Below are 23,520 nucleotides of genomic sequence, written 5' to 3'. Positions count from 1 at the left end.
CCCCCCCCCCCCCCCCCCGCCCCGCGGCGCGCCTCCCTCGCCGGGGACCCTCCTAACCCCGCTTCACCCCCGGGGCGGCATCGGGCGGGGTACTTCACAAGGGGGGCGCGCCCGGGGCCCGCCCCCCTCTTCTTTCCGTCGGTCCGCGACGGGCGGCGGGCGGCGGGCGGCGGGCGGCACCATGCTCGGCACCGCCCGCGGCCGTCACTGAGCGGGCTTGGAGGGTGACGCGCTCGCCGAGCCGCTCGGCGTCGTCGACGGGGACGCGCTCGGCGTCGCGTCGACGGGCTTGGCGGCAAGGACGGCCTTCTCCAGCGCGGACGGCTTGAGCAGCACGTTCGTCAGGTCCAGCGACTGGCCGTTGAGGTAGACGGTCGGCGTGCCGGTGACGTTGCGGGTCTGCTCCGCGTACTTCGTGACCGCCTCGAGCTGGCTCTGCTTCTGCAGGCCCTTCACGCACTGCTCGAAGGCCGGCGTGTCGAAGCCGAGCTTCTTGGCCCAGCCGATGAGGTCCTTGTTGGAGAAGCCGCTCGAGCCCTCCGCCGGCTGGTTCTTGTAGATCATGTCGTGGTACTGGACCCACTTGTCCGCCGGAGCGCACAGCGCGGCGTTGGCCGCCCGCTGGGAGTTGCCCCGGATCGGTTCCTCCCGCTGCTGGAACAGCCAGAACGGGTAGTAGACGACGTTGACCTTGCCCTCGGCCGCGAGCTTCTTGACGGTGTTGCCGCTGGTGCCCTCCATCTCGTGGCAGATGGGGCACTGGAAGTCCTCGAACATCTCCAGCTTGGGCGCCATGGCCCCCGGCTTGCCCATCAGGACCCCGCCGTCGGCCAGGCGGGTCGCCGGCGCGATCGCACCGGTGTAGGTGTTCTTGTCCTTCTTGTTCACGACGTACACGGTGACGATCACGGCCAGCGCCACGATCGCGAGAGCGCTGATGGCGATGGTCAGGGCGCGCATCCGCTGTTGTTTCTGCGCCTGACGCTTGCGCTCCTCCGCCAGCCGCTCGCGGGCCGACCGCTGTCGAGCGGCCTTACTCATCTGGTCTCCTAGGTGATATTCGTTGAGCGCTCGGGCCGGGTGATGCTCAGGCGTACATCCCGAGCGCCCGGTCGAGCGCGAATTTGCCGCGCGGGTACAACATCAGCCAGGCGGCGAGAGCGAGGAAGCCGAGGTCTCGGAAGACCTCTCTAAGGTAGTGGGTCTGGCCCTTGGCCACCGTGCCGCCACCACCGAAGCAGCCGCAGTCGATGGACAATCCGCGTGCGGCCACGGAGATGATCCCGGCGATGAAGACGAGGAACAGCAGACCCACGCAGATCGCCATGACCCGCGTGGCGAAGCCGAGAAGGATCATCGCGGCGAGGACCATCTCCAGCACCGGCAGGCCGAGGGCGACCGGCGTGACCATGCTCTGCGGCAGGATGCGGTACGCGGCCACCGCCGTCTTCTGCAACGCGGCGGGCTCGGTGAACTTCGCGTATCCGGCGATCCCAAGGATGCCCGCGAGCCCCACGCGCACGACGAGGGTGATCCACTCCTGGTAGCGCTCCGGCAGCGACGGCAGGCGGACCCGCCCGGCCGCGTCGGTCCCGTCGTCGGCGGTCGTGACCTTCCCGTTCGCGGGGCGGGCCGCCGCGTTCGCGGGGCGGGTCTTACCGCCTCCCGGTCCGCCCCGCCCGCTCGCGGGGGTCTTCCTACCGCCCGCGGGCCTGGACGCCCCTCTGCTGGCCTTGGTGCCACGCCCGGCGGAGTCAGCCTTGGCTTCAGCCACTGTCGTTCCTCACCCTGAGATGATCCCGGCGCGCGCCAGCATAGGCGACGAAAATGTAAGGACGCCGTCAAGCACGGGGTAGATCCTGTCACCTTCGGGACGGGAGTGCCCGCGCTATCGCCGGACGCCCGCCGCGAGTTCGGCGGTGAGGCGGCGTACGGCGTCGATCCCGGCCTCGGGGGACGGCGCGTCGAGCAGCCGCCGGATGAACGCCGACCCGACGATCACTCCGTCCGCGAAGCCCGCGACCTGCGCGGCCTGGTCGCCGTCGCTCACGCCGAGGCCCAGCCCGACGGGCAGCGGAGACCGCCCCGCGATCGCCTTGCGGGTGCGCTCGACCAGGTGCGCCGCGCCGGTGTCGACGGCGGTGCGCGCCCCGGTCACGCCCATGAGCGAGGCGGCGTACACGAAGCCGCGGGACAGGCCGGTGATCGTGGCCAGGCGCTCGTCGGTGGAGCTCAGCGCGACCAGGAACACCCGGTCGAGGTCGTACGCGTCGGAGGCGGCGAGCCACGGCTCGGCCTCCTCGGGGGTGAGGTCCGGGGTGATCAGGCCCGAGCCGCCCGCCGAAGCCAGGTCACGGGCGAAGGCGTCGACGCCGTACCGGTCGACGGGGTTCCAGTACGTCATGACGAGCGTGCGCACGCCGGTGGCGGCGACCGCCTCGACCGTACGGAACACGTCGGCGACCCGGAACCCGCCGGTCAGCGCCTGGTGGACGGCGTCCTGGATGGTCGGGCCGTCCATGAGCGGGTCGGTGTAGGGCAGGCCGATCTCGATGACGTCACAGCCGGCCTCGACCATGGTCTTCGCGGCGGCGATGGCCCCTTCGTAGGAGGGGAATCCCGCGGGCAGGTAGCCGACGAGCGCGGCCCGCCCTTCCGCCTTGGCCCGCTCGAAAGCCGTCGCGACGGTACGCGCCTGCGCGTTCTCGGTCCGTTCCATGGTCTCGATTCGCTCAGTCACGCGGCCTCCTTCGTCGGCGGAGTGACCAGAGGCGCCGCGTTCATGGTTCACTCCCTCTCGCTCGCTCATTTGGCGGACCCCTCGCCCTCGACCAGCCCGAACCATTCGGCGGCCGTGTGCATGTCCTTGTCGCCCCGGCCGGAGAGGCAGACCACGATCGTGGCGTCCGGGCCGAGCTCGCGGCCGACGCGGAGCGCGCCGGCCAGCGCGTGCGCGGACTCGATGGCGGGGATGATGCCCTCGGTGCGGCACAGGAGCGCGAAGGCGTCCATGGCCTCGGCGTCGGTGACGGCCTCGTAGGTGGCGCGACCGGTGTCGTGCAGCCAGGAGTGCTCGGGGCCGACGCCGGGATAGTCGAGCCCGGCCGACACCGAGTGGGTCTCCATGGTCTGGCCGTCCTCGTCCTGCAGCAGGTAGGTGCGCATGCCGTGGATGACCCCGAGGGACCCGCCGACGAGGGTCGCGGCGTGCTTGCCGGTCTGGACGCCGCCGCCGCCGGCCTCGAAGCCGTAGAGCCGGACGCCCTCATCGGGAACGAATGCGTGGAAGGCCCCGATGGCGTTCGACCCGCCGCCGACGCAGGCGACGACCGCGTCGGGCAGCCGCCCGGTCAGCTCGAGGACCTGCTCGCGGGCCTCCACGCCGATGATCCGCTGGAAGTCGCGGACCATCATCGGGAACGGGTGCGGGCCCATGACCGAGCCGATGCAGTAGTGGGTGTTCTCCACGGTCGCCACCCAGTCGCGGAACGCCTCGTTGCAGGCGTCCTTGAGGGTGCGGCTGCCGGTCTTGACCGCGACCACCTCGGCGCCGAGCATTCGCATCCGGGCGACGTTCAGCGCCTGGCGGACGGTGTCGACCTCGCCCATGTAGACGACGCACTCGAGACCGAGCAGCGCCGCCGCGGTCGCGGTGGCGACGCCGTGCTGGCCGGCGCCGGTCTCGGCGATGATCCGGGTCTTGCCCATGCGCCGGGTGAGCAGCGCCTGCCCCAGCACGTTATTGATCTTGTGCGAGCCGGTGTGGTTGAGGTCCTCGCGCTTGAGGAGGATCCGCGCGCCGCCGGCCTCCGCCCCGAACCGCTTGGCCTCGGTGAGGAGGCTGGGCCGCCCGGCGTACGTCGCCAGCAGGTGGTCGAGCTCGCCGCGGAACGCCGGGTCCGCCATCGCGGTCTGGTAGGCGGTGGTGAGCTCGTCGAGCGCCGCCATGAGCGCCTCGGGCGCGAACCGGCCGCCGAAGGGGCCGAAGTGCCCGGTCAGATCCGGAAGAGAGCGTGCGGAATCGATGGTCATCGCAAAAAGGTCCTGTCGCAGGTAGGTAAGGCCGATCCGGTCAACTGGAATGCGGATTCAGACCCGCCATCGCTCGCGCAGGATCATGCCCACAGCTTACTTGCTCCGCCGCCTACTTGCCCTGGCGCAGCGCCGGGTGCGTCCCGGCGGCGACGAGGTCGGACACCGCCGAGCGCGGGTCCTTGCCGATGACGAGGCTCTCCCCGACGAGGACGGCGTCGGCCCCGGAGGAGGCGTAGGCCAGCAGGTCGTGCGGCCCGCGCACACCGGACTCGGCGATCTTCACGATGCCGTCGGGGATCTGCGGCGCGATCCGGGCGAAGGTGCCGCGGTCGACGCGCAGCGTGGTCAGGTCACGGGCGTTGACGCCGATGACCTTCGCGTTCGCGTCCAGCGCGCGCTCCAGCTCCTCCTCGGTGTGCACCTCGACGAGCGGGGTGAGCCCGATCGACTCCGCCCGCTCGATCAGGGAGATCAAGGCCTGCTGTTCGAGCGCGGCCACGATCAGCAGCACGAGGTCGGCGCCGTACGCCCGTGCCTCCCAGAGCTGGTAGGAGGAGACGACGAAGTCCTTGCGCAGCACCGGGATGTCGACGCGGTTGCGGACCGCGGCCAGGTCGTCGATGCTGCCGCCGAAGCGGCGGCGCTCGGTCAGCACGCTGATCACGGCGGCGCCGCCGGCCTCGTAGTCGGCGGCGAGCGCGGCCGGGTCGGCGATCGCGGCGAGCGCGCCCTTCGACGGGCTGCACCGCTTGACCTCGGCGATCACCGCGACGCCCTGGCCACGCAGCGCGCCGATCGCGTTGCGCGGCGACGGGGCGTGGGTGGCCATCCGCTTGAGCGCGTCGAGCGACACGGCCTCCTGCCGCTCCGCAAGATCCGCCCGGACGCCGTCCAGGATCTCGTCGAGCACGCTCACGAGCCCACCTTCCCCGCTCTCATGGAAGGCGTCCGCGACGCCGCCGTACCGAACCGGTCGCCCATCTGCCCTCCCCGCTGATCGCTCGCCGGACGTCCGCACCGTCGCCGCGCCGAGCCCGGTCGAACGAGTTCGCTCACGGAACGATCCCCCCTGCCGGACGGTCGTGTGTCTCGATCGTAGCCCCGCCGACGCGATGCGCCTTGCCGGGGTGGGAGATCACGGGGCCAGGGCACGTCCGGCAGGGAGATTCCGGACGACCCAGTACACGAGGATGACCACGGTGAACGCGATGATCACGGCCGGGTGGAGGATTCTGGACCGCACCGGGCGTCCCTTCCGTGCCGCCGACACCCATCTGACCCAGAGGTAAGCCAGGAATGGCAGTGTGGCGAAGGCCAGCGGGTTGCGGCCGAACGCCTCGGTGAGATGGCCGTGGCCGATCGCGTGGATCATGCGCAGCGCGCCGCAGCCGGGGCAGTAGTACCCGGTCACGGCGAGGAAGGGGCAGGTCGGGTAGTGCCCCGGATGGTTGGGATCGACCATCGTGACGTAGCCGGCCGCGCCGATCACTCCGGCGAGCACGGCGTACGGCGACCAGCCTGCCCTGCGGTGACCCGCCCGCGTCATCGGCGGGCTCTCGAACCGTCCCACTGTCACGCTCTCAGCGTACGGCCGGGTGGGTCGCGGGGTCGGCGGCTCAGACATCGGCGACATAGCCGACGCCGCGTACGGTGCGCAGCGGGCTGCCGGCACCCAGCTTGGCGCGCAGCTGCGCGATGTGGACGTCGACGGTGCGGACGCCGGCGGCCTCGGTGTTCCCCCACACGGCGACGAGGAGCTGGTCACGGCCGAAGACCCGTCCCGGATGGCCCATCAGGAACGCCAGCAGGTCGAACTCCACGGCGGTCAGCGCCTTGGGCATCCCCGCCACGGTGACCGATCGGGCGTTCGGGTCCAGCACGACGTTCCCGGCCCGCAGGACGTCGTCCGGTGGCGCGGCGGCCCGGTGGCCCCGCAGGGCGCGGCCGAGCGTGGCGAGGAGCACCCGGGGGCTGAACGGGCGCGGCACGGTGTGCCCGGCGGGCGCCGTCATGCCCGGCGGCACCACGGACACGACGACCGCCGGGCCGGCGGCCTCCGCGACGTCCCGGTACACGCCCGTGGTCAGGTCGAGGACGATCGCGTCGGGTCGCAGCGTACGGGCGAGTCCGGCGGCCGCGTCCGGATCGCCGACGAGCCGGACGCGGTATCCCTCACGGGTGAGGTAGAGCCGGATGAGGTCGGCGACCCCCGGATCGTGCTCGACCACCAGCACGGTGGCGCGGGCCGCCGCGTCCGATCCGGCTCCCGGCCGCGGACGCGGGACGCGGGCCCCCGACACGCCGTCACCGGCCGGGGCGCGCCCGCTCAATCAGTGCTCCTGGAACTCGTCGCGGGTGGGGTCGTCGCCGCGGTCGAGCGACTTCCACAGCGAGGCGGGGTCGTCGCCCGTACGCGGGGCGGCGCCCGGCCGGTCGTAGCGAGCGGACATGCCGGGCCAGCGCCGGCCGCGTACGACGGTGAGCAGCCCGGCGGCGGCCAGCAGGATCCCGCCCACCAACGCGACGATCCACCAGCCGCTCACGTGTACGGACAGGTCGCCGGTCAGCCGGGTGAGGTTGGTCCGGTCGGCGGCCGCGGACACCACCCGCGCGTGGCGGACGGCCAGCGGCGACAGCACGGCGATGAGCACGCCGAAGGCGGTCAGCAGCACGCCCACGGCCGTCCGCGCCCAGCCGCGCGTGGCGAGTAGCGCGGCGATCCCGGCGAGCCCGACCAGGCCGAGAGCGGCGATGCCGCCGCTCAGCGACCTCCCGGTGAGGTGCTGCAGCGACGGCACGAGCTCCGGGCCGCCGTGGACGGTGACGGTCGCCCAGGTCCGGCCGGTGAACCCGGCGGCGAGCCCCGCGCCCACCGCGCCCAGCAGCGCGGCGGCGGCGAGTTCGCGGCGGGTGGTCACTGGGGACGCTCTCCCACGACCGGGTCGAGGCGGTCGGCGTCCCAGCAGGTGCGGTCCCCGGTGTGGCAGGCGGCGCCGACCTGGTCGACCTTGACCAGGATGGCGTCACCGTCGCAGTCGAGGGCGACCTCCTTGACCCACTGCTGGTGGCCGGAGGACTCTCCCTTCACCCAGTACTCCTTGCGGCTGCGCGACCAGTAGGTGGCGCGGCCGGTGGTCAGCGTGCGGTGCAGGGCCTCGTCGTCCATCCAGGCCAGCATGAGCACCTCGCCCGTGTCGTACTGCTGGGCGATGGCCGGGACGAGCCCGTCTTCGGTCCGCTTGAGACGATCGGCGATCTTGGGGTCCAAGGACATGACATCCATTGTGCCGTCTCACTCGACCGTGGGGGCGGAGGGGGCGACGCGCCGCAGCGGGGACTCGGGCATCAGGGCGAAGACCACCAGCGCGATGGCGGCGCCGGCCGTGCCGAGCCACGGGATCACGGTCGCGGTGGCGGACGCCGACGCGGCGACCACGCCGTGCGCGGGGGCGGCGGCGCGCACGTGGGAGGCGTACGCGGTGCCGGCGATCGCCAGGGCGACCGACCCGCCGACCTGACGGAAGAAGGTGATCTTGCTGGTGGCGGTGCCGATGTGCTCCGGTTCGACGGCGTTCTGCACGGCGACGGTGAGTCCGGACAGCATCGGCCCGATGCCCAGCCCGATCAGCGCCATCCAGCCGGCCAGGACCCAGACGCCGGTGTGGACGCCGATGCCCGCGCACAGGAGTGATCCCGCGGCGAGCAGGGCGGGGGCCGCGACCAGCCAGGGCTTGTACCGCCGGGTCCAAGTGATCAGCGCGCCGGTGACGAAGCTGCCGACCAGCATGCCCAGCATCAGCGGGTAGACCTTCAGGCCGGAGGTGCTGGCGCTGTCGCCGTGCACCGACTGGAAGTAGCGCGGCAGGAAGATGATGGCCGCGTACATGCCGAAGGCCGTGAAGAACGATCCGACGTTGGCCGCCGTGTAGGTGCGGTTGCGGAACAGGCCGAGCGGCACGATCGGCTCGGCGGCGCGCCGCTCGACGAGGACGAAGGCGACGAGCAGGACGATCGAGACGGTGATCGGCGCGGCGACGGTTCCGCTCGTCCACGCGTGGGTGGTGCCGGTGGCCGTCGAGCGGCCCTTCTCGGTCAGGCCGTACAGCAGCAGCCCGATCGCGGCGGCGAAGACCGCGATCCCGAGGTAGTCGGGCCGGGCGGAAACGCGCTCGCGGCGCCGGTGGGGCAGGCGGAGGGTGATCACCGCGAGGACGACCGCGCCGACCGGCAGGTTGACGAGGAAGATCCAGCGCCAGTTCGCACGCTCGGTGAGCAGGCCGCCGAGGTAGGGGCCGGCGACGTAGCTGAGAGCCATGACGCCGCCGATCGCGCCCTGGATGCGCCCGGAGTTCTGCGGCGGGAACAGGTCGGCGACCAGCGCGAGCGACAACGGGATGAGCGCGCCGGCGCCGAGGCCCTGAACGGCGCGGAAGGCGATGAGCTCGGGCATGTTCTGCGCCGCCGCGCACAGCGCGGAGCCGGCGAGGAAGACGGTGACCCCGATCAGCAGGAGCGGTTTGCGGCCGTGCACGTCGGACAGCCGTCCGTACAGCGGCACGGTGATCGTCGAGGTCAGCAGGTAGGCCGTGACGACCCAGGTGTAGAGGTCCTCGCCGCGCAGGTCCGCGACGATCCGCGGCAGCGAGGTGCCGACGATCGTCTGGTCCAGCATCGCCAGGAACATGCCGCCGAGGACGGCGACGATCAGCAGACCCGTCTTGGGCCCGCGCGCCGTGTCCGGCGGCGCGGTGCTCGTCATGGCCGACATCTCGATCCCTTCTCACAAGTGCGATCAACGCATCGATATCAACATGTAAGAGCTGACGTGTCAACATCAACATGTATAGTCGTGACATGTCGACATCGGGCTATCCTGGGCGGATGTCACTGCGCGCAGCACTGCTGGCACTGATCGAGGCGGGCGGGCCGTCCAGCGGCTATGACCTGACCAAGCGGTTCGAGGGGTCGCTCGCCTACGTCTGGCAGGCGAGCCACAGCCAGATCTATCCCGAGCTGAACCGCATGGCGGCGGACGGGCTGCTGCAGGTGGAGGCGGAGGGATCGCGCGGCCGCAAGACCTACTCCATCACCGCGGCCGGCAGGAGCGAACTGCACCAGTGGCTGCTCGAGACCAAGCCGGAACAGCGCGTGCGCAATGAAGGGGCGCTACGGGCCTTCCTGATTCCCCTGCTCCCCCGGGAACAGGCCCTCGACCTGCTGCGGGAGGAGTTGCGTCACGTCGAGGCGAGGAGAGCCGAACTGGAAACGCTGCTCTGCGATGTCGGCGAGTCCAGTTTTGGGCGTTATGCCCTTGAAAGGGGACTTCGGCACTTGGCCGCGTCGCGCGAGTGGGCGCTCTGGGCGATCGAGCGGCTCCAAAAAAGCGAAGAGGCCCGTACCGAAACGGCACGGACCCCGACGGGTGAACTCTGACCGAACGTTTTCGGTACTACAGCGGACGGACCTGGTCCGCCTGCGGGCCGCGGTCGCCCTGGACGACCTCGAACTCCACGCGCTGATTGTCCTCAAGCGTCCGGTATCCGGAGGTGGCGATCGCCGAGTAGTGAACGAAGACGTCCGGACCACCGCCATCAATGGCGATGAAGCCGAACCCCTTGTCGGCGTTGAACCACTTCACGGTGCCCTGGGCCATGCCTAACTCCTTGCGGGACAAACAAAACCCACAGGTTGTGGGTCACTTTGTGGTTGCCGCGGGTGTGCGCAGGCCCTTGAAGAAGCAAGAACACGCCCGCCAGTCATCGGTCCGCGGGCGTCTGGCAAACGAACGTGGAACTACGACAACAACCGGTTTGAGTTTACCAAGTTCGGTGCTCTGTCACACGCCCCGGTGCCAAAGACTGTTTTCTGCCGTCGATATTCCCCGCCGTTCTCGCGGCAACCCACCTCCGACCGGCGAGAACGGCGCGGGAGTCCGGCAAATCAAATCTTCAACTGTGCTGCCCAGGATGCGTACAACTCGGCATATCGTCCCTGTTCGGCGACCAGTGCGGCATGTGGCCCGCGCTGGACGAGATGCCCCTGATCGAAGACGAGGACCTCGTCGGCCGCCTCGGCGGTGGACAGCCGGTGGGCGATCGAGACGGCGGTACGGCCGCGGGTGACGCTCTCGATGGCCCGCTGCAGGCGCACCTCGGTGGCGGGGTCGACGGCGGAGGTCGCCTCGTCCAGCACCAGCAGGTCCGGGTCGGCCAGGTACGCCCGGGCCAGCGCCACGAGCTGCCGCTCCCCCGCCGACAACGACTCGCCGCGCTGCCCGACCGGGGTCGCCAGCCCCTCGGGCAGGCCGGCCAGCCAGTCGCCCAGGCCGAGTTCGGTCAGCGCCCCGCGGATGTCCTCCTCGGACGCCTCGGGCCGCCCGAACCGGAGGTTGTCGGCCAGGGACGCGTCGAACAGGAAGCCGTCCTGCGGGACCATCACGATCCGCTCCCGCAACGAGGAGAACCGCACCTCGGTCAGCGGCACTCCGTCGACCAGCACCCGCCCCGACGCCGGGTCCATCATCCGGGTGAGCAGCTTGGCGAAGGTGGTCTTGCCCGAGCCGGTCTCCCCGACGACCGCGATCCGGGAGCCCGGGGCGATGCGCACGGACACGTCGTGCAGCACGGTAGGCCCGCCGGGATAGGCGAACGACACGTCCTCGAACCGAACGTCGATCGCGCCCCTGGGCAGTACGGTCCCCGCCGGGCCGGGGTCGGCGACGTCCGGCGTCGTGTCCAGCACGCCGAGCACCCGCCGCCAGCCCGCGATGGCGTTCTGGGCGTCGTTGAGGACCTCGGTGGCGACCTGCAGGGGGCTGACGAACAGCGTGACGAGGAACATGAACGCCACCAGCTCCCCGGCGGTGAGATGGCCCCCGACCCCCAGCGCCGTGCCGGCCACGACGACGCCGGCGGTGGCGACCGCCGAGGCCAGCTCGGTCGAGGGGAAGGTCAGGGCGACGAGATTCTGCGCCCGTACCTGCGCGTCGCGGTACGCGCCGACGGACTCGTCGATCCGCCGCGCGGTGCGCTCCTCGGCGCCGTACGCGCGGATCACGGACGCGCCGACGACCGACTCGCCCACCGCCGACAGCATGTCGCCGACCCGCTCGCGCACGGCGCCGTACGCCTTCGACAGCCAGCGCTGGAAGACCCGCAGCGCGTACGTCAGCGGCAGGAAGACGACCCAGACGAGCAGCGTGAGCGGCCAGGAGTAGACGGCCATGAGCACGGTCGCCACGACGAGCTGGCCGCCCGCGATGATGATCATCAGGCCGCCGTACTGCATGAACTGGCTCATCTGATCGACGTCGCTGGTGACGCGGGAGACCAGCGACCCGCGCCTCTCGCCGCTCTGGGTCAGCATCGACAGGTCGTGCACGTGCCGGAACGCGCGGACGCGCAGTGCCGCCAGGCCGCTCTCGCTGGTGCGGTACAGGCGGACGTTCATCAGGTACGCCGCGACGGCCGTCAGGACGACGGCGGCGGCGCACACGAGGACCGCGGTGCGGATGAAGCCGATGTCGGGCCCGCCGTGGGCGCGCAGGCCCCGGTCGAGCGTCTGCTGCACGGCCACCGGGACGACGATGCGTCCGACGGTGGCCACCAGCGCCAGCAGCAGCGTGCCGCCGATGCCGCGCCGGAACTCCGGGGTGAGCCGCAGGCCCCGGCGCAGGGTGGCGAGCCCGGACGCCGGGCGGCTCTCGACGGCCGTCATGCGACTGCCTCCTCGTTCTCCTCGTCCTCGTCCGGCACGGCTTCGTCGGCGGCGCGCTCGTAGGCCGTGACGAGATCCCGGTATCCGGCGGACCGTTCCAGCAGTTCCTTGTGTGGGCCCTGGGCGACGACACGGCCGCGTTCGATGTAGACGACGTCGTCGGCCAGTTCGATGGTCGCCTTCCGGTAGGCCACGACCACGACGGTGGCGGCCGAGTCGCGCAGCCCGTCGAGGATGCGGGCCTCCACCTGGGGGTCGACGCTGGAGGTCGCGTCGTCGAGCACGAGCAGCCGCGGGCGCCGGACCAGGGCGCGGGCCAGCGCGAGCCGCTGCCGCTGCCCGCCGGACAGCGTGGTGCCGCGCTCCCCCACGTGGGTGTCCAGGCCGTCGGCGAGCGCGGAGACGAACCCGTCGGCCTGGGCCAGCCGGAGCGCCTCCCACACGTCGTCGTCCGGCACGTCCAGGCCGAGCGTCACGTTGCCGCGCACGGTGTCGTCGAACAGGAACGCCTGCTGCGGCACGAGCGCCGTCGTCGCCGACAGGCCGTGCCGCTCGACGTCCCGCGCGTCGACGCCGTCGAGCAGGACCTGCCCGCCGGCCGGGTCGACGAGGCGGACGAGCAGGTTCGTGAGCGTGGACTTGCCGGATCCGGTGGGGCCGACGATCGCGATCGTACGGCCGGGCTCGGCGGCGAAGGAGACGTCGTGCAGGACGTCGTCGTCGGTGTAGCCGAACCGCACCGCGCGCGCCTCCAGGCGCGCGGGGCCCGCCGCGTCGACGGACCGGTCGCCGTACGGGAGGGAACCCGTGGCCTGCAGGACGTCCTGCACGCGTTCCCAGCCGACGACGCTGCGCGGCACCTCGGCCAGGACCCAGCCCAGCGCGCGGATCGGGAAGGCCAGCAGGGTGAACAGGTACGCGACGTGCACCAGGTCGCCGGGCGACATCGCGCCGGACCGCAACCGGATCGACCCGACGAGCAGGACGGCGAGCACGCCGAGGTTCGGCAGGGCCTCCAGGACGGGGTCGAACAGCCCGCGCAGGCGGCCGACCGCCACGTTCGCGTCGCGCAGCTCCGCCGCGACGGCGGCGAAGCGCTCGGTCTCGTCCGCCTCCCGGCCGAGGGTCTTGACGACCAGCGCGCCTTCGAAGCTCTCGTGCGCGACCTCGCTGACGCCCGCCCGCAGGCGCTGCGCGTGCGCGGCGACGGGGGCGAGCCGCCGCTGGTAGATCACGTTCAGGCCGGCGATCGCCGGGAAGACGAGGAAGCCGACGATCGCGACGACCAGGTCGGTGGTGAGGATCGCGATCGCGGCGATGATCAGCATCAGCACGACCCCGAGCGCCATGGGCAGCGGGGCGAGGGGGGCCCAGGCGGCCTCGACGTCGGCGTTGGCGTTCGACAGGAGCCGGCCGGTGGGGTGTCTCTGGTGCCAGGCCAGGGGCAGTCGGAGGTACTGGCGGGTGACCGCGCGCCGGTAGGCCGCCTGCATGTTGTACTGCACCATCCCGGCGTACAGACGCCGTCCCGCGACGCCGAGCGCCTTCAGCAGGGCCACGCCGATGATCGCCAGGCTGCCGAGGACGAGCGAGCCCGTGGTGGTGCGGCCGTCGCGGAAGGCCGGCAGGACGACGTCCTGGGTGACCCGGCCGAGGACCCAGGCGCTGCCCACGGTCATCGCCGCGTACAGCCCGCTGCTGAGCACGGCGGCCGTGAGGAGACGCGGCTCGGCCCGGGCGGCGACCCAGAGGACGGCCGCGCCCTTTTTTAGGATGTCCGATGTCACTTTTTGTGACACAAAGTCCCCTCTCGTGGCAGATTGTGGGGCCGATAATCCCTATCACGCGGGGGCGACGGGTTATTCCATGCCGGGAAGGGCGGGGCCTACGATCGCTGGATGGCGAACGAGAACTGGGCGCGCGCCGAGCGCAACGCCCTCAGTGACGCGCTGATCGACGCCGGTCCCGAGGCACCCACCCTCTGCCAGGGCTGGACCGCCGCGGACCTGGCCGCCCACCTCGTCGTCCGGGAGCACCGGCCCGACGCCGCGCCGGGCATCATGATCCCGCTGCTGGCCGGCCACACCGAGAAGGTCCGGCTCGGGATCCGCGACGCCACGCCGTACGCCGACCTCGTGGCGCGCTTCCGGGCCGGGCCGCCGGCCTGGTCGCCGTTCGCGCTCGGTGCGGTCGACGCCGCGGCGAACACCACCGAGTACTTCGTGCACCACGAGGACGTGCGCCGCGCCGGAGAGGGCTGGGAACCGCGCGAGCTGCCCGCGGCCTTCGAGGAGCAGTTGTGGCGGCGGCTGCGGATGGCCCGGTTCGTCCTGCGGCGGCTGCCCGTGGAGGTCACGTTCGTGGACCCGGACGGCCGCACCCAGCGCGTCACCAAGGGCGGCCGGCTGGTCCGGGTGCACGGTGAGCCGAGCGAGCTGACGCTGTGGGCCCTGGGCCGCAAGGACGCCGCGCGGGTCGAGCTGACGGGCGAGGCCGAGGCGATCAACGTCCTGAACCAGGGCCGCTGGCGCCTGTGACCTCACCCGCCGGGCCGGGTCCGGCCGCGGCCCTCTCCCTCCAGGGCTCCGATCCGGCCGCGGCCTTCTCCCGTCGGGGCTCCGATCCGGCCGCGGCCCTCTCCCAACGGGGCCGGCCGCGGCCTCTTCGCGCCGGAGGTCCGGTCAGGCCGCGGCCTTCTCCGGCTGCGGCTGTGGCCGTACGGTCCGCCGCGGCGACCGCACGAGCGCGAGCACGATGATCCCCGCGGCGATGCCCAGCCCCGCCGAGACGGCGTAGACCTCGTTCAGCCCGGAGGCGACGGCCGCGCGGACGATCGGCAGCCGGGGGGCCTGTCCACCGCTCGCCGCGCCGGCCATCGTGTGCGGGTCGGCGACGTGCCCGGTCAGCACGTGCTCGATCCGGCCGCGGAAGACGATGCCGAGCACGGCGATGCCGAGGGCGTAGCCGAGCTGCCGGAACGTGTTCAGCGCGCCGCCGGCCATCCCGCCGCGCTCGGGTGGGACCGCGCTCATCACCGCCGCCGACAGCACGGGAATCGCCAGCCCGACGCCCACGCCGCCGACGATCAGTCCCGGCATGATCGCGCTCGAGGAGGACCCGGCGTCCAGGACCGCCTGCAGGCCCGAACCGATGCCGATCAGCAGCAGCCCGATCCCGATGCTCAGCCGGGGCGAGACGCCGTGCAGGAGCCGCGCCCCGGCGGCGGAGACCACGAAGGACGTCAGGGCGAGCGGGATGAGGGCCGCGCCGGCCCGTACCGGCCCGAGACCCAGGGCGCCCTGCAGCCACAGGGAGGTGAAGGCGAGACAGGCGAACGCCGAGGCCATCAGGAGGGCGCCGCCGACCAGCACGGCGACGAACGACCGGTTGCGGAACAGGCCGAGGTCGAGCAGCGGGTGCCGGGTCCGCGTCTCAACGACGACGAAGACGGCCAGGGTGACGGCGGCCAGGGCGAACATCGCCAGCGGCATGGTCGCGGTGAAGCCGTCGTCGCCCGCCCGGATGAGCCCGTAGGTCAGCGTGCCGGCGCAGGCGGTGAAGGACACCATCCCCGGCAGGTCGATCCGCGCCCCACCGGCGCGCCGGGACTCTTTGACGACGGCGAGCGTGAGCACGATCGTGATGACGGTGACCGGCAGGTTGACCAGGAAGATGGACCTCCAGTTCACGTGCTGGGTGAGCAGGCCGCCGAGGATCGGGCCGCCGGCCGCGGCCAGGCCGTTGACGGCGCCCCACACGCCGAACGCGACACCCCGGTCCCGGCCCTGGTAGGTGCTGCTCAGGAGGGCGAGGGTCGTGGTGAACATGGCCGCGCCGCCGACGCCCTGCACGCCGCGCGCGGCGATGAGGGTCGCCGCGTTGGGCGCCAGCCCGCAGGCGAGGGAGGCGGCGGCGAACAGCACGAGGCCCAGGAGGTACACCCGGCGCGCCCCGAACAGGTCCGCGACCGAGCCGGCGCCCAGCAGGAGAGCGGCCAGGGCCAGGGCGTAGATGTCCAGCACCCACTGCAGCGCCGAGAACGACGCGTCGAGGCTCTTGGCCATGCCGGGAAGCGCGACCGTGACGATCGTGACGTCCACGAGCAGCATGAAGGCCCCGAGACAGACCGCGACGAGCGGCCACCACTTATGCATGGGGGATTCCTTCCGGTTTCATGGGTGAGGCCTCCACCTTCACGAGGAGGTGCGGAACTCTCCAGCCAGAAGACGCCGACTGGCGTTTATCGACACGGGTTACCCTTCTGCGGTGGAATCCCGCATGCTCGACGCGCTGGACCGCGACCTCGTCCACGCGCTGCAGCTCGACGGCCGTGCCCCGTTCAGCAAGATCGCCGAGGTGCTCGGGGTCTCCGACCAGACGATCGCCCGCCGCTACCGGCGGCTCCGCACGGCGGGGACGCTGCGCGTCGTCGGGGCCATCGACGGCGGCCGTCTCGGCCTGGTCTCCTGGGCCATCCGGCTCCGGGCCACCCCCGACGCGGCCGGCGCGATCGCCACCGCGCTCGCCCGCCGCCCGGACACCTACTGGGTCCACCTGCTCTCCGGCGGAACCGAGATCACCTGCGGCACGCGGACCCGCACGCTGGAGGAACGCGACGACCTGCTGCTGCAGAAGCTGCCGCGCACCGGCCGCGTGTCGTCGGTGACCGCGCACGCGATCCTCCACCTGTTCGTCGGCGGGACGATCGGCTGGTCGGGCCTGCGGTCACTCTCTCCGGAGCAGGCCGAGCGCCTCCGGCCGGACCTGCCCGAACCGGACGACGAGCCGGTGGACCTGAGCGAGGCCGATCACGCGCTGCTGGGCGCGCTGTCCGTCGACGGGCGCGCCGGCCACGCCGAACTGGCCGCCGTCACCGGGTGGTCGGAGTCCACGGTCCGGCGGCGTATGGACCAGCTCCGCCGCGCCGGCGTGCTGTTCTATGACATCGACACGCCGTCGGAGGTCTTCGGCCACCACGTCGAGGCGCGGCTGTGGGTGTCGGTCCAGCCGTCGAAGCTGGCCGCCGTCGGCGAGGCGATGGCCGGGCACCCCGAGGTCGCCTTCGCGGGGGCCACCACCGGCCCGACCAACCTGATGGTCGCCGTCACGTGCCGGGACCCGAACCACCTCTACCGGTACCTGACCGAGCAGGTCGGGTCGCTGGACGGCGTCCGTGACGTGGAGACCGCGCCCGTGATCCGTACGCTGAAACGGGCGGGCGCGACATTGCTTCGGTAATTGGCTTGCCCGGTTTGTGGTCGAGTGCGCATCCTGCAGCGGTGGAACCCATCGTCATTCACCCGGCGGAGTCACTGCACGGCCGCCTGCAGCGCGGCCGTGGCTGTGCCGCGCGCCGTGCCTCCCGCCTGCCCGGCGCACGCGACCTGATCTACGACTGCGTGAGCCACGACCCTCGATGGGACACCCTCGAGGCCCGCGGCCTGTACTACGCACGACTGATCCTCGACCTGGAGCTGGAGACCGGCCCCATAGTCGAACACATATTCGATCCCATCGATCCGCTGGACGCCGAGCCCGACCGCACCAACCTGGCGCTCGACGTCCTGTCCCATCTCGTCCGCCTCGGCCGGCGGGAGGCCGCCGTGCCGCTGCGCCGGTACGCCGCCGAGGGCGCGAACTGGTACACCGCCCTGCAGTCCCTGGTGGAGCTCGACGACCCCGTCCTGGCCGAGGGGCTCGACGAGGTCGCGGCCGCCCGCTGCGACGACCGCTCCCTCGCGTGGCTGTGCGGAGTGGACGGCGCGGTGACGCGGATGTGGGCCCGCCGCCAACCCCGGATCGCCGCCGCCCGCAGACCCGAGCCCCGCCCGCACGAGCCGAGACCCTCGCTCGCCGGCCGCTCCGACGCCGACCTGGCGGCCCTCGTCCGCGCGGACGACGCCGCCGCCACCGCCGCCATCCTCGAACTCGGCCGCCGCCGCAGTGCCCTGGTCCTCGACCTGGCCGAGGAGCTCCTGCCCGGCGGCGCCCACGACGGCCCCCTGTGCCGGGCCGTACGCGACCTGGGCCCCGCCGCACTGGGCCGCGCCCGGGCGTGGGCCGCCGAGCGACGGTCCTACCAGGACGTCGGCATCGACGTGCTGGCCGCGCACGGCACGGAGTCCGACACCCCGCCGCTCCTCGAGTCCCTTGAGGTCGCCCTCGACGAGGAGGACTGGGACCTGGCCGCGGTGCCCGCCGACGGGCTCGGCCGCCTGCGCGCCCGGCCCGCGATCCCGCTGCTGCTGTGCGGCTGGGAGGAGAGCCCCTCATCCCAGCTGCGCGCCAACCTGCTCGGTGCCCTCACCCGGATCGACCCGCACGTCGCGGAGCCCTACCTGGTGGAGGCCCTGTGGGACTGCGAGGGCGGGGTGCGCCGCATCGCCGCCGAGGCGGTGCCCCTCGACGGCGCGACCCGGGCCCGGCTGCGCCGGCTCCGCCATGAGGACGCCGAGGAGCCCGCCGTTCGCACCGCGGCCGGCGAACGCCTGTCCGGTTCCCTGAACTGAGCCACGGCGAGCCCGGCCGGGCCGAACCGAGCGGCGGCGGCCCCGGACGCCCCGTTGCCGCCGCCTCGACACGGCGCGCTCAGCGGTCCACCGCGAGCTCGGACAGCCGCATCGCCAGCCCGCGCCGCACCGCCGCGTTGTGGCCGGCCACCGTCAGGAGGGTGTTGCGCACGGCGCGGGCGGCGGGTCCGCCGGCGGTGGCGGCGCGGGTCATCCGGTCGGTCATCGCCACGACGCCGGCGGCCACCGGACGCCGCGCCAACGGCCGTTGGCAGAAGCGTAGCCCGCGACACGGCGTTTGCCAACAGGCGTTGGCCTACACTTGGTGGCATGGCTTTCACCGCTCGTTCCGAGGAGACCCGGGCCGCGATCCTCGCCGCCGCTCGCCGCCGCTTCGCCGCCGACGGCTACGAGCGGACGACCGTTCGCGCCATCGCCGCCGACGCGGAGATCGATCCCTCGATGGTCATCCGCTACTACGGGTCCAAGGAGGGTCTGTTCTCCGCCGCGGTCGACGTGGACCTGCGGCTTCCGGACCTGGCCGCACTGCCCCCCGACCGGGTCGGAGAGGTCTTCGTACGGCACTTCCTGGCGCTGTGGGAGGGCCAGGGGCCCGGTGAGGTGCTGACCGTGCTCCTACGGTCCGCGGTCACGAATGAGAGCGCGGCCGAGCGCATGCGCACGATCTTCGCCACCCAGGTCGCGACGGCACTCGGCCCGTCCGTCGAGGACGGCCCCACCCGGGCCGCCCTCGTCGCCGGGCAGGTGCTGGGCGTCGCGCTGTGCCGTTACATCCTGCGGCTGCCGCCCATGGTCGCCCTCGACGCCGAGACGCTCGTCGCCTACCTGGCCCCGACGGTTCAGCGGTACATCGGCGAGCCTCTGGCCTAGCGGGACGGCCCGTGTTACGCCATAGACATGGGCGCCAGCAGAAGGCGGGACGACCAGGTGGCCGCACACGTGGCGGAACGGGTCGAAACCGGCCGTATCGACCTCGTCCGGTTCCTGTACGCGGACCACGGCGGCATCATCCGCGGCAAGTCCGCAGCCGGGCCGCGGATCGCCGAGCGGCTCCACACGGGCATCGGCCACACCGTCGCCATGATGGCGATGACCATGCTCGACACGCTGCAGCCGGTCGAGGACCTGGGCCCCGTCGGCGAGGTCCGCATCCTGGCCGATCCCGCGACCTTCACGCCGCTCCCGTACGCCCCCGGCTCCGCCGCGATGCTGTCGGACCTCGTCCAGCCCGACGGCCGGCCGTGGGCGGCGTGCCCGCGCACCTTCCTCAAACAGGCCGTCGCCGAGCTCGCGGACGTCGGCTACTCCGTCCTCGCGGCGTTCGAGCCGGAGTTCACGCTGGGCCGCCGGACGCCGACCGACCAGGGCCCGGACCGGCTCGTCCCCATCGACGACAGCCTCTGCTACTCCGCCACGGGCTTCCACGCCGCGCACGACTTCGCGGTCGAGCTGCTGCATGCCCTGGAGGCCCAGGGCATGCGCGTGGAGCACTACCACCCCGAACTCGGGCACGGGCAGCAGGAGATGTCCATCCGGCCCGCACCGCCCCTACGCGCCGCCGACAACCAGGTGCTCTACCGCGAGACCGTACGGGCCGTGGCGATGCGGCAGGGGCTCTGGGCCTCGCTCGCGCCCAAGCCGATCCCCGACCAGCCGGGCAACGGCTGTCACCTGCACCTGTCGCTGTGGTCCGGCGACCGCAACGTCTTCCACGACCCGGCCGGCGCGTACGGGCTGTCGAACGAGGGCCGCTGGTTCATCGGCGGGCTCCTCGCGCACCTGCCCGCCCTGACCGCGCTCACCTCCGGGACCGTCAACGGCTTCCGCCGCCTCACGCCCCGGTCGTGGGCGAGTGCGTACGCCTGCTACGGCTCGGACAACCGCGAGGCCGCCGTGCGGATCTGCTCGCCGATGCGCGACGCGGCCGAGGAGAGCACCAACCTGGAGCTGAAGCCGTCGGACTCGTCCGCCAACCCGTACCTGTCGCTCGGGGCGGTCATCCACGCCGGGCTGGACGGCATCCGGTCCAAGACCGAGCCCGGCACGGCCGTCGACGTGGACCCCGACACCCTCCCCGAGGCCGACCGACCGCCCCGCCTGCCGTCATCCCTCGGCGAGGCGCTCGACGCCCTGGCGGCAGACGACCTGCTCATGACGGCCCTCGGCCCGCTGCGCGGCGCCGCCTACCTGGCCGTCAAGCGCGCCGACGTCGAGTCCTTCGCGGGCGGCGACGCGGCCTACGAGTGCTTCCACCACTTCACGAAGTTCTGAACGATGATCACTGGCGTCCGTTGCGCTCTATGCGCAGCGAACGCCAGTGATCGGCCTTAGGTCGACGCCTCCCGATGATGGGTGGTCAGCCCATCTCCTCCAGTTTCTTGCCCTTGGTCTCGTGCAGGTACCTGACCACGAAGAACACCGACAGCAGCGCGAAGATCGAGTACCCGATGTACGCGCCGGACAGGCTCCGTTCGGACAGGCTCGGGAAGGTCACGGTGACCAGCCAGTTGGCGATCCACTGGGCCGCGACGGCCACCGCCATGGCCGCGGCCCGGATCCGGTTCGGGAAGATCTCCCCGAGCATCACCCAGACGACCACGCCCCACGACAGCGCGAAGAACAGCACGTACGTGTGCGCGGCCACCAGCGCGACGAGGCCGTGCGAGTGCGGGATGTGGACGTCGGTGCCGCCCGTCTTCCGCGCGGCGCTGAACGCCCAGGCCATGATCGCCAGGGAGATCGTCATGCCGACGGAGCCGATCAGGGCGAGCGGCTTACGGCCGATCCGGTCGACGAACAGGATCGCGATCAGCGTGCCGAGGATGTTGATGATCGACGTGGAGAGGCTGATCAGCAGGGAGTTGGTCTGGGAGATGCCGACCGAGTGCCACAGCGACGCCGAGTAGTAGAAGATCACGTTGATGCCGACGAACTGCTGCAGGACGGACAGGGCGATGCCGACCCAGACGATCGGCAGCAGGCCGAGCGCGGGCCCGCGCAGGTCGCGCAGTGACGGCTTGTGCTCCGAGCGCAGGACCCCCTGGATCTCCCGGATCCGGGCGTCCAGGTCGATGTCCTCGCCCTCGACGTCGGCGAGGACCCGCCGGGCCTTCTTCAGCCGGTTGCTGGCGATCAGGTAGCGCGGCGACTCGGGGATGATCAGCCCGGACACGAGGAAGACCACGGCGGGCAGGGCCGCGACGCCGAGCATCCACTGCCATGCCTCGAGACCGAGCAGGTGACCCCGGACCTCCCCGCCGGCCATCGAGGCGATCGCGAAGTTGACGAGCTGGGAGATGGCGATGCCGAGCACGATCGCCAGTTGCTGGAAGGACGCCAGCCGCCCGCGGTAGGCGGGCGGCGCGATCTCGGCGATGTAGGTCGGGGAGACCACCGAAGCCATCCCGATCGCGATGCCGCCCACGATCCGCCAGGCGGCCAGCTCCCAGTCGGCGAACGGGAACATCGAGCCGAGGGCGCTGATCACGAACAGCAGCGCGGACAGCCGCATGACGATGAGGCGTCCCCGCAGGTCGGCGAGCTTGCCGGCCACCGCCGCGCCGAGGGCCGACCCCAGCAGGGCCGACGAGACGATGAGGCCGGTGACGCCGGCTCCGACGTGGAAGTGGCCCTTGATACCGTCCACGGCCCCGTTGATGACGGCGCTGTCATACCCGAACAGGAACCCGCCGAGAGCGGCGGCCGCGCTGATGAAGACCACGTGCGCGAGGTTGTGTTCCTGTCGGGTGACGGGAGCTTGAATGGTCATGTTGATCCCGATCTACAGGTCGATGACGACTTTCACGTCGTCGTCGCTGCCGGCCCGGAGCGCCTCGGGCGCCCGGTCGAGAGGCAGCCGGTTGGTGATGAGTTGGGCGAGCCACGACCGGTCCGCCCGGCCGAGGGCCTCGGCGGCCAGCCGGTAGTGGCGGTGGTTGGCGTTGACCGAGCCGAAGACGGCGGCGTTGGACAGGACGATCTGCCGGTTCACCCCGCCGGCGTCGACCTCCGTCCGATGACCCGCGCGCGAGACGCCGGTCAGGCACACGACACTCGCCGCCGACTCGGCGATCGCCTCCATGACGAGCTGAGCGACGCCGGTCGCCTCGATGACGATGTCGGGACGCGTCTTCGCGGCGACATCGGCGACGGAGCCCGTGTGGTAGGTGCCGCCGAGCTTCGCGACGATCTTCGGCTTCACTCCCCCGGTGACCCGGTCGAGCACGTGGACGTCGAGCCCGCGCTGGGTGCCCAGCAGAGCGGCCAGCAGCCCGATCGGGCCCGCCCCGGCGACCAGGACCCGCCGGGGTTCGAACCACGCCCGGGCGCCGATGCGCTCGAGGTGGTCCCAGGCCTTCGCCACGACGGTCGTCGGCTCCAGCAGGACGCCGAGGTCGCCCAGCGCCGGATCGATGCGGACCGCGTAGTCGGCCTCGATCGTCCACCGCTCGGATCCGAATCCGTGCCGTTGCTTGATCCCGCGCTCGGTGTACCGGCCGTTGCGGCACATGTCGAACTCGCCGTGCGCGCAGGCGCCGCACGGCACCGGGTCGGGCCGCCGGACGATGCCGACGACGAGGTCGCCCGGACCGAAGTCGCCGCCCTCCGGCGCCTCCACGACCCGGCCGAGCGACTCGTGCCCGATGATCAGGCGTTCGTCGCCGGGCGGCGCGTAGCCGTAATCGCCGGAGACGATCTCCCGATCGGTACCGCACACGCCGAGGGCGACCCCCTCGACGAGGAGTTCGCCCTCGCCCCGCGTGGGCTCGGGGACCTCGCTCACCTGGAGCGACCCCGCCTTCAGCGGCACCATCGTAAGAGCACGCATGGTCATCTCCTACTCAGAGCCGTTGCCCGCTCCCCCGAGGCAACTTCGGCCCAAATGTCCAGAATGTGGATTCGCGGCAACCGTACACACCTCACGCGTGATCAGGCCGCCACGGATCGCACACGGAACCGGGCATCGCGATCAGCCCGATGACGGGCGAACCGCCGGACGCCGGGGGAAGGCTCAGGTCGCTCCAGGGGGACACGCCCCACCTTTTGCCCCGATCAAAGGTGAACATGCTTCACGGAAGCGGATTCGAGACGTACGTCACCGTCACCCGTCCCCATGGCGTGCGGAAACACGGTCCGGGGCGGGCGCGGTGATCAGCCGGGGGCGGTGTGCGGCGCGGCTCTGCGGGCTCGCCGAGGACGAGGTCGACGACCTGCTCACCGACCTCGCCGACAAGTCCCT

At 72.0% G+C, this 23,520-nt stretch carries 23 protein-coding genes; 6 read left to right on the top strand and 17 right to left on the bottom strand.

The genetic code is table 11. From position 1 onward, the window contains the following. Positions 1-204: 204 nt before the first annotated feature. The 10 genes from AB0K82_RS42380 to AB0K82_RS42335 form a co-directional block, all read right to left on the bottom strand. Positions 205-1,041 carry a thioredoxin domain-containing protein gene (locus AB0K82_RS42380; RefSeq protein WP_364408739.1) on the bottom strand — a complete coding sequence of 279 codons (837 nt, stop codon included), beginning with the start codon at positions 1,039-1,041 and terminating at the stop codon, positions 205-207. A 46-nt stretch (positions 1,042-1,087) separates the two neighbouring features. After that, entirely contained in the window at positions 1,088-1,774 is a 687-nt protein-coding gene (locus AB0K82_RS42375; RefSeq protein WP_364408738.1) for a MauE/DoxX family redox-associated membrane protein, read from the bottom strand. 114 nt (positions 1,775-1,888) lie between these two features. After that, positions 1,889-2,719 (bottom strand): tryptophan synthase subunit alpha, encoded by an 831-nt coding sequence (gene trpA, locus AB0K82_RS42370; RefSeq protein ID WP_364408741.1) that lies wholly within the window; start codon positions 2,717-2,719, stop codon positions 1,889-1,891. 86 nt (positions 2,720-2,805) lie between these two features. After that, positions 2,806-4,032, bottom strand: coding sequence for a tryptophan synthase subunit beta (trpB, locus tag AB0K82_RS42365; protein WP_364408736.1), 1,227 nt, complete (start codon positions 4,030-4,032; stop codon positions 2,806-2,808). Positions 4,033-4,144: 112 nt separating this feature from the next. Then, positions 4,145-4,951, bottom strand: coding sequence for an indole-3-glycerol phosphate synthase TrpC (gene trpC / locus AB0K82_RS42360; protein ID WP_364408734.1), 807 nt, complete (start codon positions 4,949-4,951; stop codon positions 4,145-4,147). Between the two features lie 219 nt (positions 4,952-5,170). Continuing rightward, positions 5,171-5,611 carry a DUF2752 domain-containing protein gene (locus AB0K82_RS42355; RefSeq protein ID WP_364408731.1) on the bottom strand — a complete coding sequence of 147 codons (441 nt, stop codon included), beginning with the start codon at positions 5,609-5,611 and terminating at the stop codon, positions 5,171-5,173. Positions 5,612-5,651: 40 nt separating this feature from the next. Further along, positions 5,652-6,365, bottom strand: coding sequence for a response regulator transcription factor (locus AB0K82_RS42350; protein ID WP_364408729.1), 714 nt, complete (start codon positions 6,363-6,365; stop codon positions 5,652-5,654). Further along, positions 6,366-6,953, bottom strand: coding sequence for a Trp biosynthesis-associated membrane protein (locus AB0K82_RS42345; protein WP_364408726.1), 588 nt, complete (start codon positions 6,951-6,953; stop codon positions 6,366-6,368). Then, positions 6,950-7,318, bottom strand: coding sequence for a phosphoribosyl-AMP cyclohydrolase (gene hisI / locus AB0K82_RS42340; RefSeq protein WP_364408723.1), 369 nt, complete (start codon positions 7,316-7,318; stop codon positions 6,950-6,952). Before hisI ends, AB0K82_RS42345 begins: the two co-directional genes overlap by 4 nt. Positions 7,319-7,327: 9 nt before the next feature. Further along, positions 7,328-8,794: an MDR family MFS transporter gene (locus AB0K82_RS42335; protein ID WP_364408720.1), complete on the bottom strand. Its 1,467-nt coding sequence runs from the start codon at positions 8,792-8,794 to the stop codon at positions 7,328-7,330. A gap of 122 nt (positions 8,795-8,916) precedes the next feature. Here AB0K82_RS42335 and AB0K82_RS42330 point away from each other — a divergent pair, with 122 nt between their 5' ends. Continuing rightward, positions 8,917-9,468 (top strand): PadR family transcriptional regulator, encoded by a 552-nt coding sequence (locus tag AB0K82_RS42330; RefSeq protein ID WP_364408717.1) that lies wholly within the window; start codon positions 8,917-8,919, stop codon positions 9,466-9,468. Positions 9,469-9,484: 16 nt separating this feature from the next. Here AB0K82_RS42330 and AB0K82_RS42325 read toward each other — a convergent pair whose 3' ends face one another. The 3 genes from AB0K82_RS42325 to AB0K82_RS42315 form a co-directional block, all read right to left on the bottom strand. Further along, positions 9,485-9,688, bottom strand: coding sequence for a cold-shock protein (locus AB0K82_RS42325; protein ID WP_252786422.1), 204 nt, complete (start codon positions 9,686-9,688; stop codon positions 9,485-9,487). A 287-nt stretch (positions 9,689-9,975) separates the two neighbouring features. Beyond that, positions 9,976-11,751 (bottom strand): ABC transporter ATP-binding protein, encoded by a 1,776-nt coding sequence (locus AB0K82_RS42320; protein WP_364408714.1) that lies wholly within the window; start codon positions 11,749-11,751, stop codon positions 9,976-9,978. Beyond that, a complete protein-coding gene (locus tag AB0K82_RS42315; protein WP_364408712.1) occupies positions 11,748-13,538 on the bottom strand; it encodes an ABC transporter ATP-binding protein in 1,791 nt (596 codons plus the stop codon). The genes AB0K82_RS42320 and AB0K82_RS42315 overlap by 4 nt, the downstream gene beginning before the upstream one ends. A gap of 111 nt (positions 13,539-13,649) precedes the next feature. Between AB0K82_RS42315 and AB0K82_RS42310 the strand changes: the two genes are divergently transcribed. After that, the gene (locus tag AB0K82_RS42310; RefSeq protein WP_364408709.1) at positions 13,650-14,288 is read left to right on the top strand and encodes a TIGR03085 family metal-binding protein; all 639 of its coding nucleotides are present in this window, start codon (positions 13,650-13,652) and stop codon (positions 14,286-14,288) included. A 144-nt stretch (positions 14,289-14,432) separates the two neighbouring features. Here AB0K82_RS42310 and AB0K82_RS42305 read toward each other — a convergent pair whose 3' ends face one another. Beyond that, on the bottom strand, positions 14,433-15,905 hold the full coding sequence (locus AB0K82_RS42305; protein WP_364408706.1) for an MFS transporter: 1,473 nt from the start codon (positions 15,903-15,905) through the stop codon (positions 14,433-14,435). Positions 15,906-16,017: 112 nt separating this feature from the next. Here AB0K82_RS42305 and AB0K82_RS42300 point away from each other — a divergent pair, with 112 nt between their 5' ends. Then, positions 16,018-16,989, top strand: a complete 972-nt coding sequence (locus AB0K82_RS42300; RefSeq protein ID WP_364408703.1) for an Lrp/AsnC family transcriptional regulator — start codon at positions 16,018-16,020, stop codon at positions 16,987-16,989. 41 nt (positions 16,990-17,030) lie between these two features. Then, positions 17,031-18,260 (top strand): HEAT repeat domain-containing protein, encoded by a 1,230-nt coding sequence (locus AB0K82_RS42295; protein WP_364408700.1) that lies wholly within the window; start codon positions 17,031-17,033, stop codon positions 18,258-18,260. 79 nt (positions 18,261-18,339) lie between these two features. Here the strand turns inward: AB0K82_RS42295 and AB0K82_RS42290 are convergent, their stop codons facing one another. Next, positions 18,340-18,522: a hypothetical protein gene (locus AB0K82_RS42290; protein WP_364408697.1), complete on the bottom strand. Its 183-nt coding sequence runs from the start codon at positions 18,520-18,522 to the stop codon at positions 18,340-18,342. A gap of 68 nt (positions 18,523-18,590) precedes the next feature. On the opposite strand from AB0K82_RS42290, the gene AB0K82_RS42285 reads away from it, so the two are divergent. After that, the gene (locus AB0K82_RS42285; RefSeq protein ID WP_364408695.1) at positions 18,591-19,151 is read left to right on the top strand and encodes a TetR family transcriptional regulator; all 561 of its coding nucleotides are present in this window, start codon (positions 18,591-18,593) and stop codon (positions 19,149-19,151) included. Between the two features lie 27 nt (positions 19,152-19,178). Beyond that, positions 19,179-20,552, top strand: coding sequence for a glutamine synthetase family protein (locus AB0K82_RS42280; RefSeq protein ID WP_364408692.1), 1,374 nt, complete (start codon positions 19,179-19,181; stop codon positions 20,550-20,552). A gap of 85 nt (positions 20,553-20,637) precedes the next feature. Here AB0K82_RS42280 and AB0K82_RS42275 read toward each other — a convergent pair whose 3' ends face one another. Then, the gene (locus tag AB0K82_RS42275; protein ID WP_364408689.1) at positions 20,638-22,050 is read right to left on the bottom strand and encodes a sugar porter family MFS transporter; all 1,413 of its coding nucleotides are present in this window, start codon (positions 22,048-22,050) and stop codon (positions 20,638-20,640) included. Positions 22,051-22,062: 12 nt separating this feature from the next. Further along, positions 22,063-23,109, bottom strand: a complete 1,047-nt coding sequence (locus AB0K82_RS42270; RefSeq protein WP_364408687.1) for a glucose 1-dehydrogenase — start codon at positions 23,107-23,109, stop codon at positions 22,063-22,065. Positions 23,110-23,520: the final 411 nt, after the last annotated feature.

Source organism: Actinoallomurus sp. NPDC052274 (assembly GCF_040679475.1).
In the GTDB taxonomy this organism is placed as follows: domain Bacteria; phylum Actinomycetota; class Actinomycetes; order Streptosporangiales; family Streptosporangiaceae; genus Actinoallomurus; species Actinoallomurus liliacearum.
This window is presented reverse-complemented; position numbering and strand designations above follow the sequence as displayed.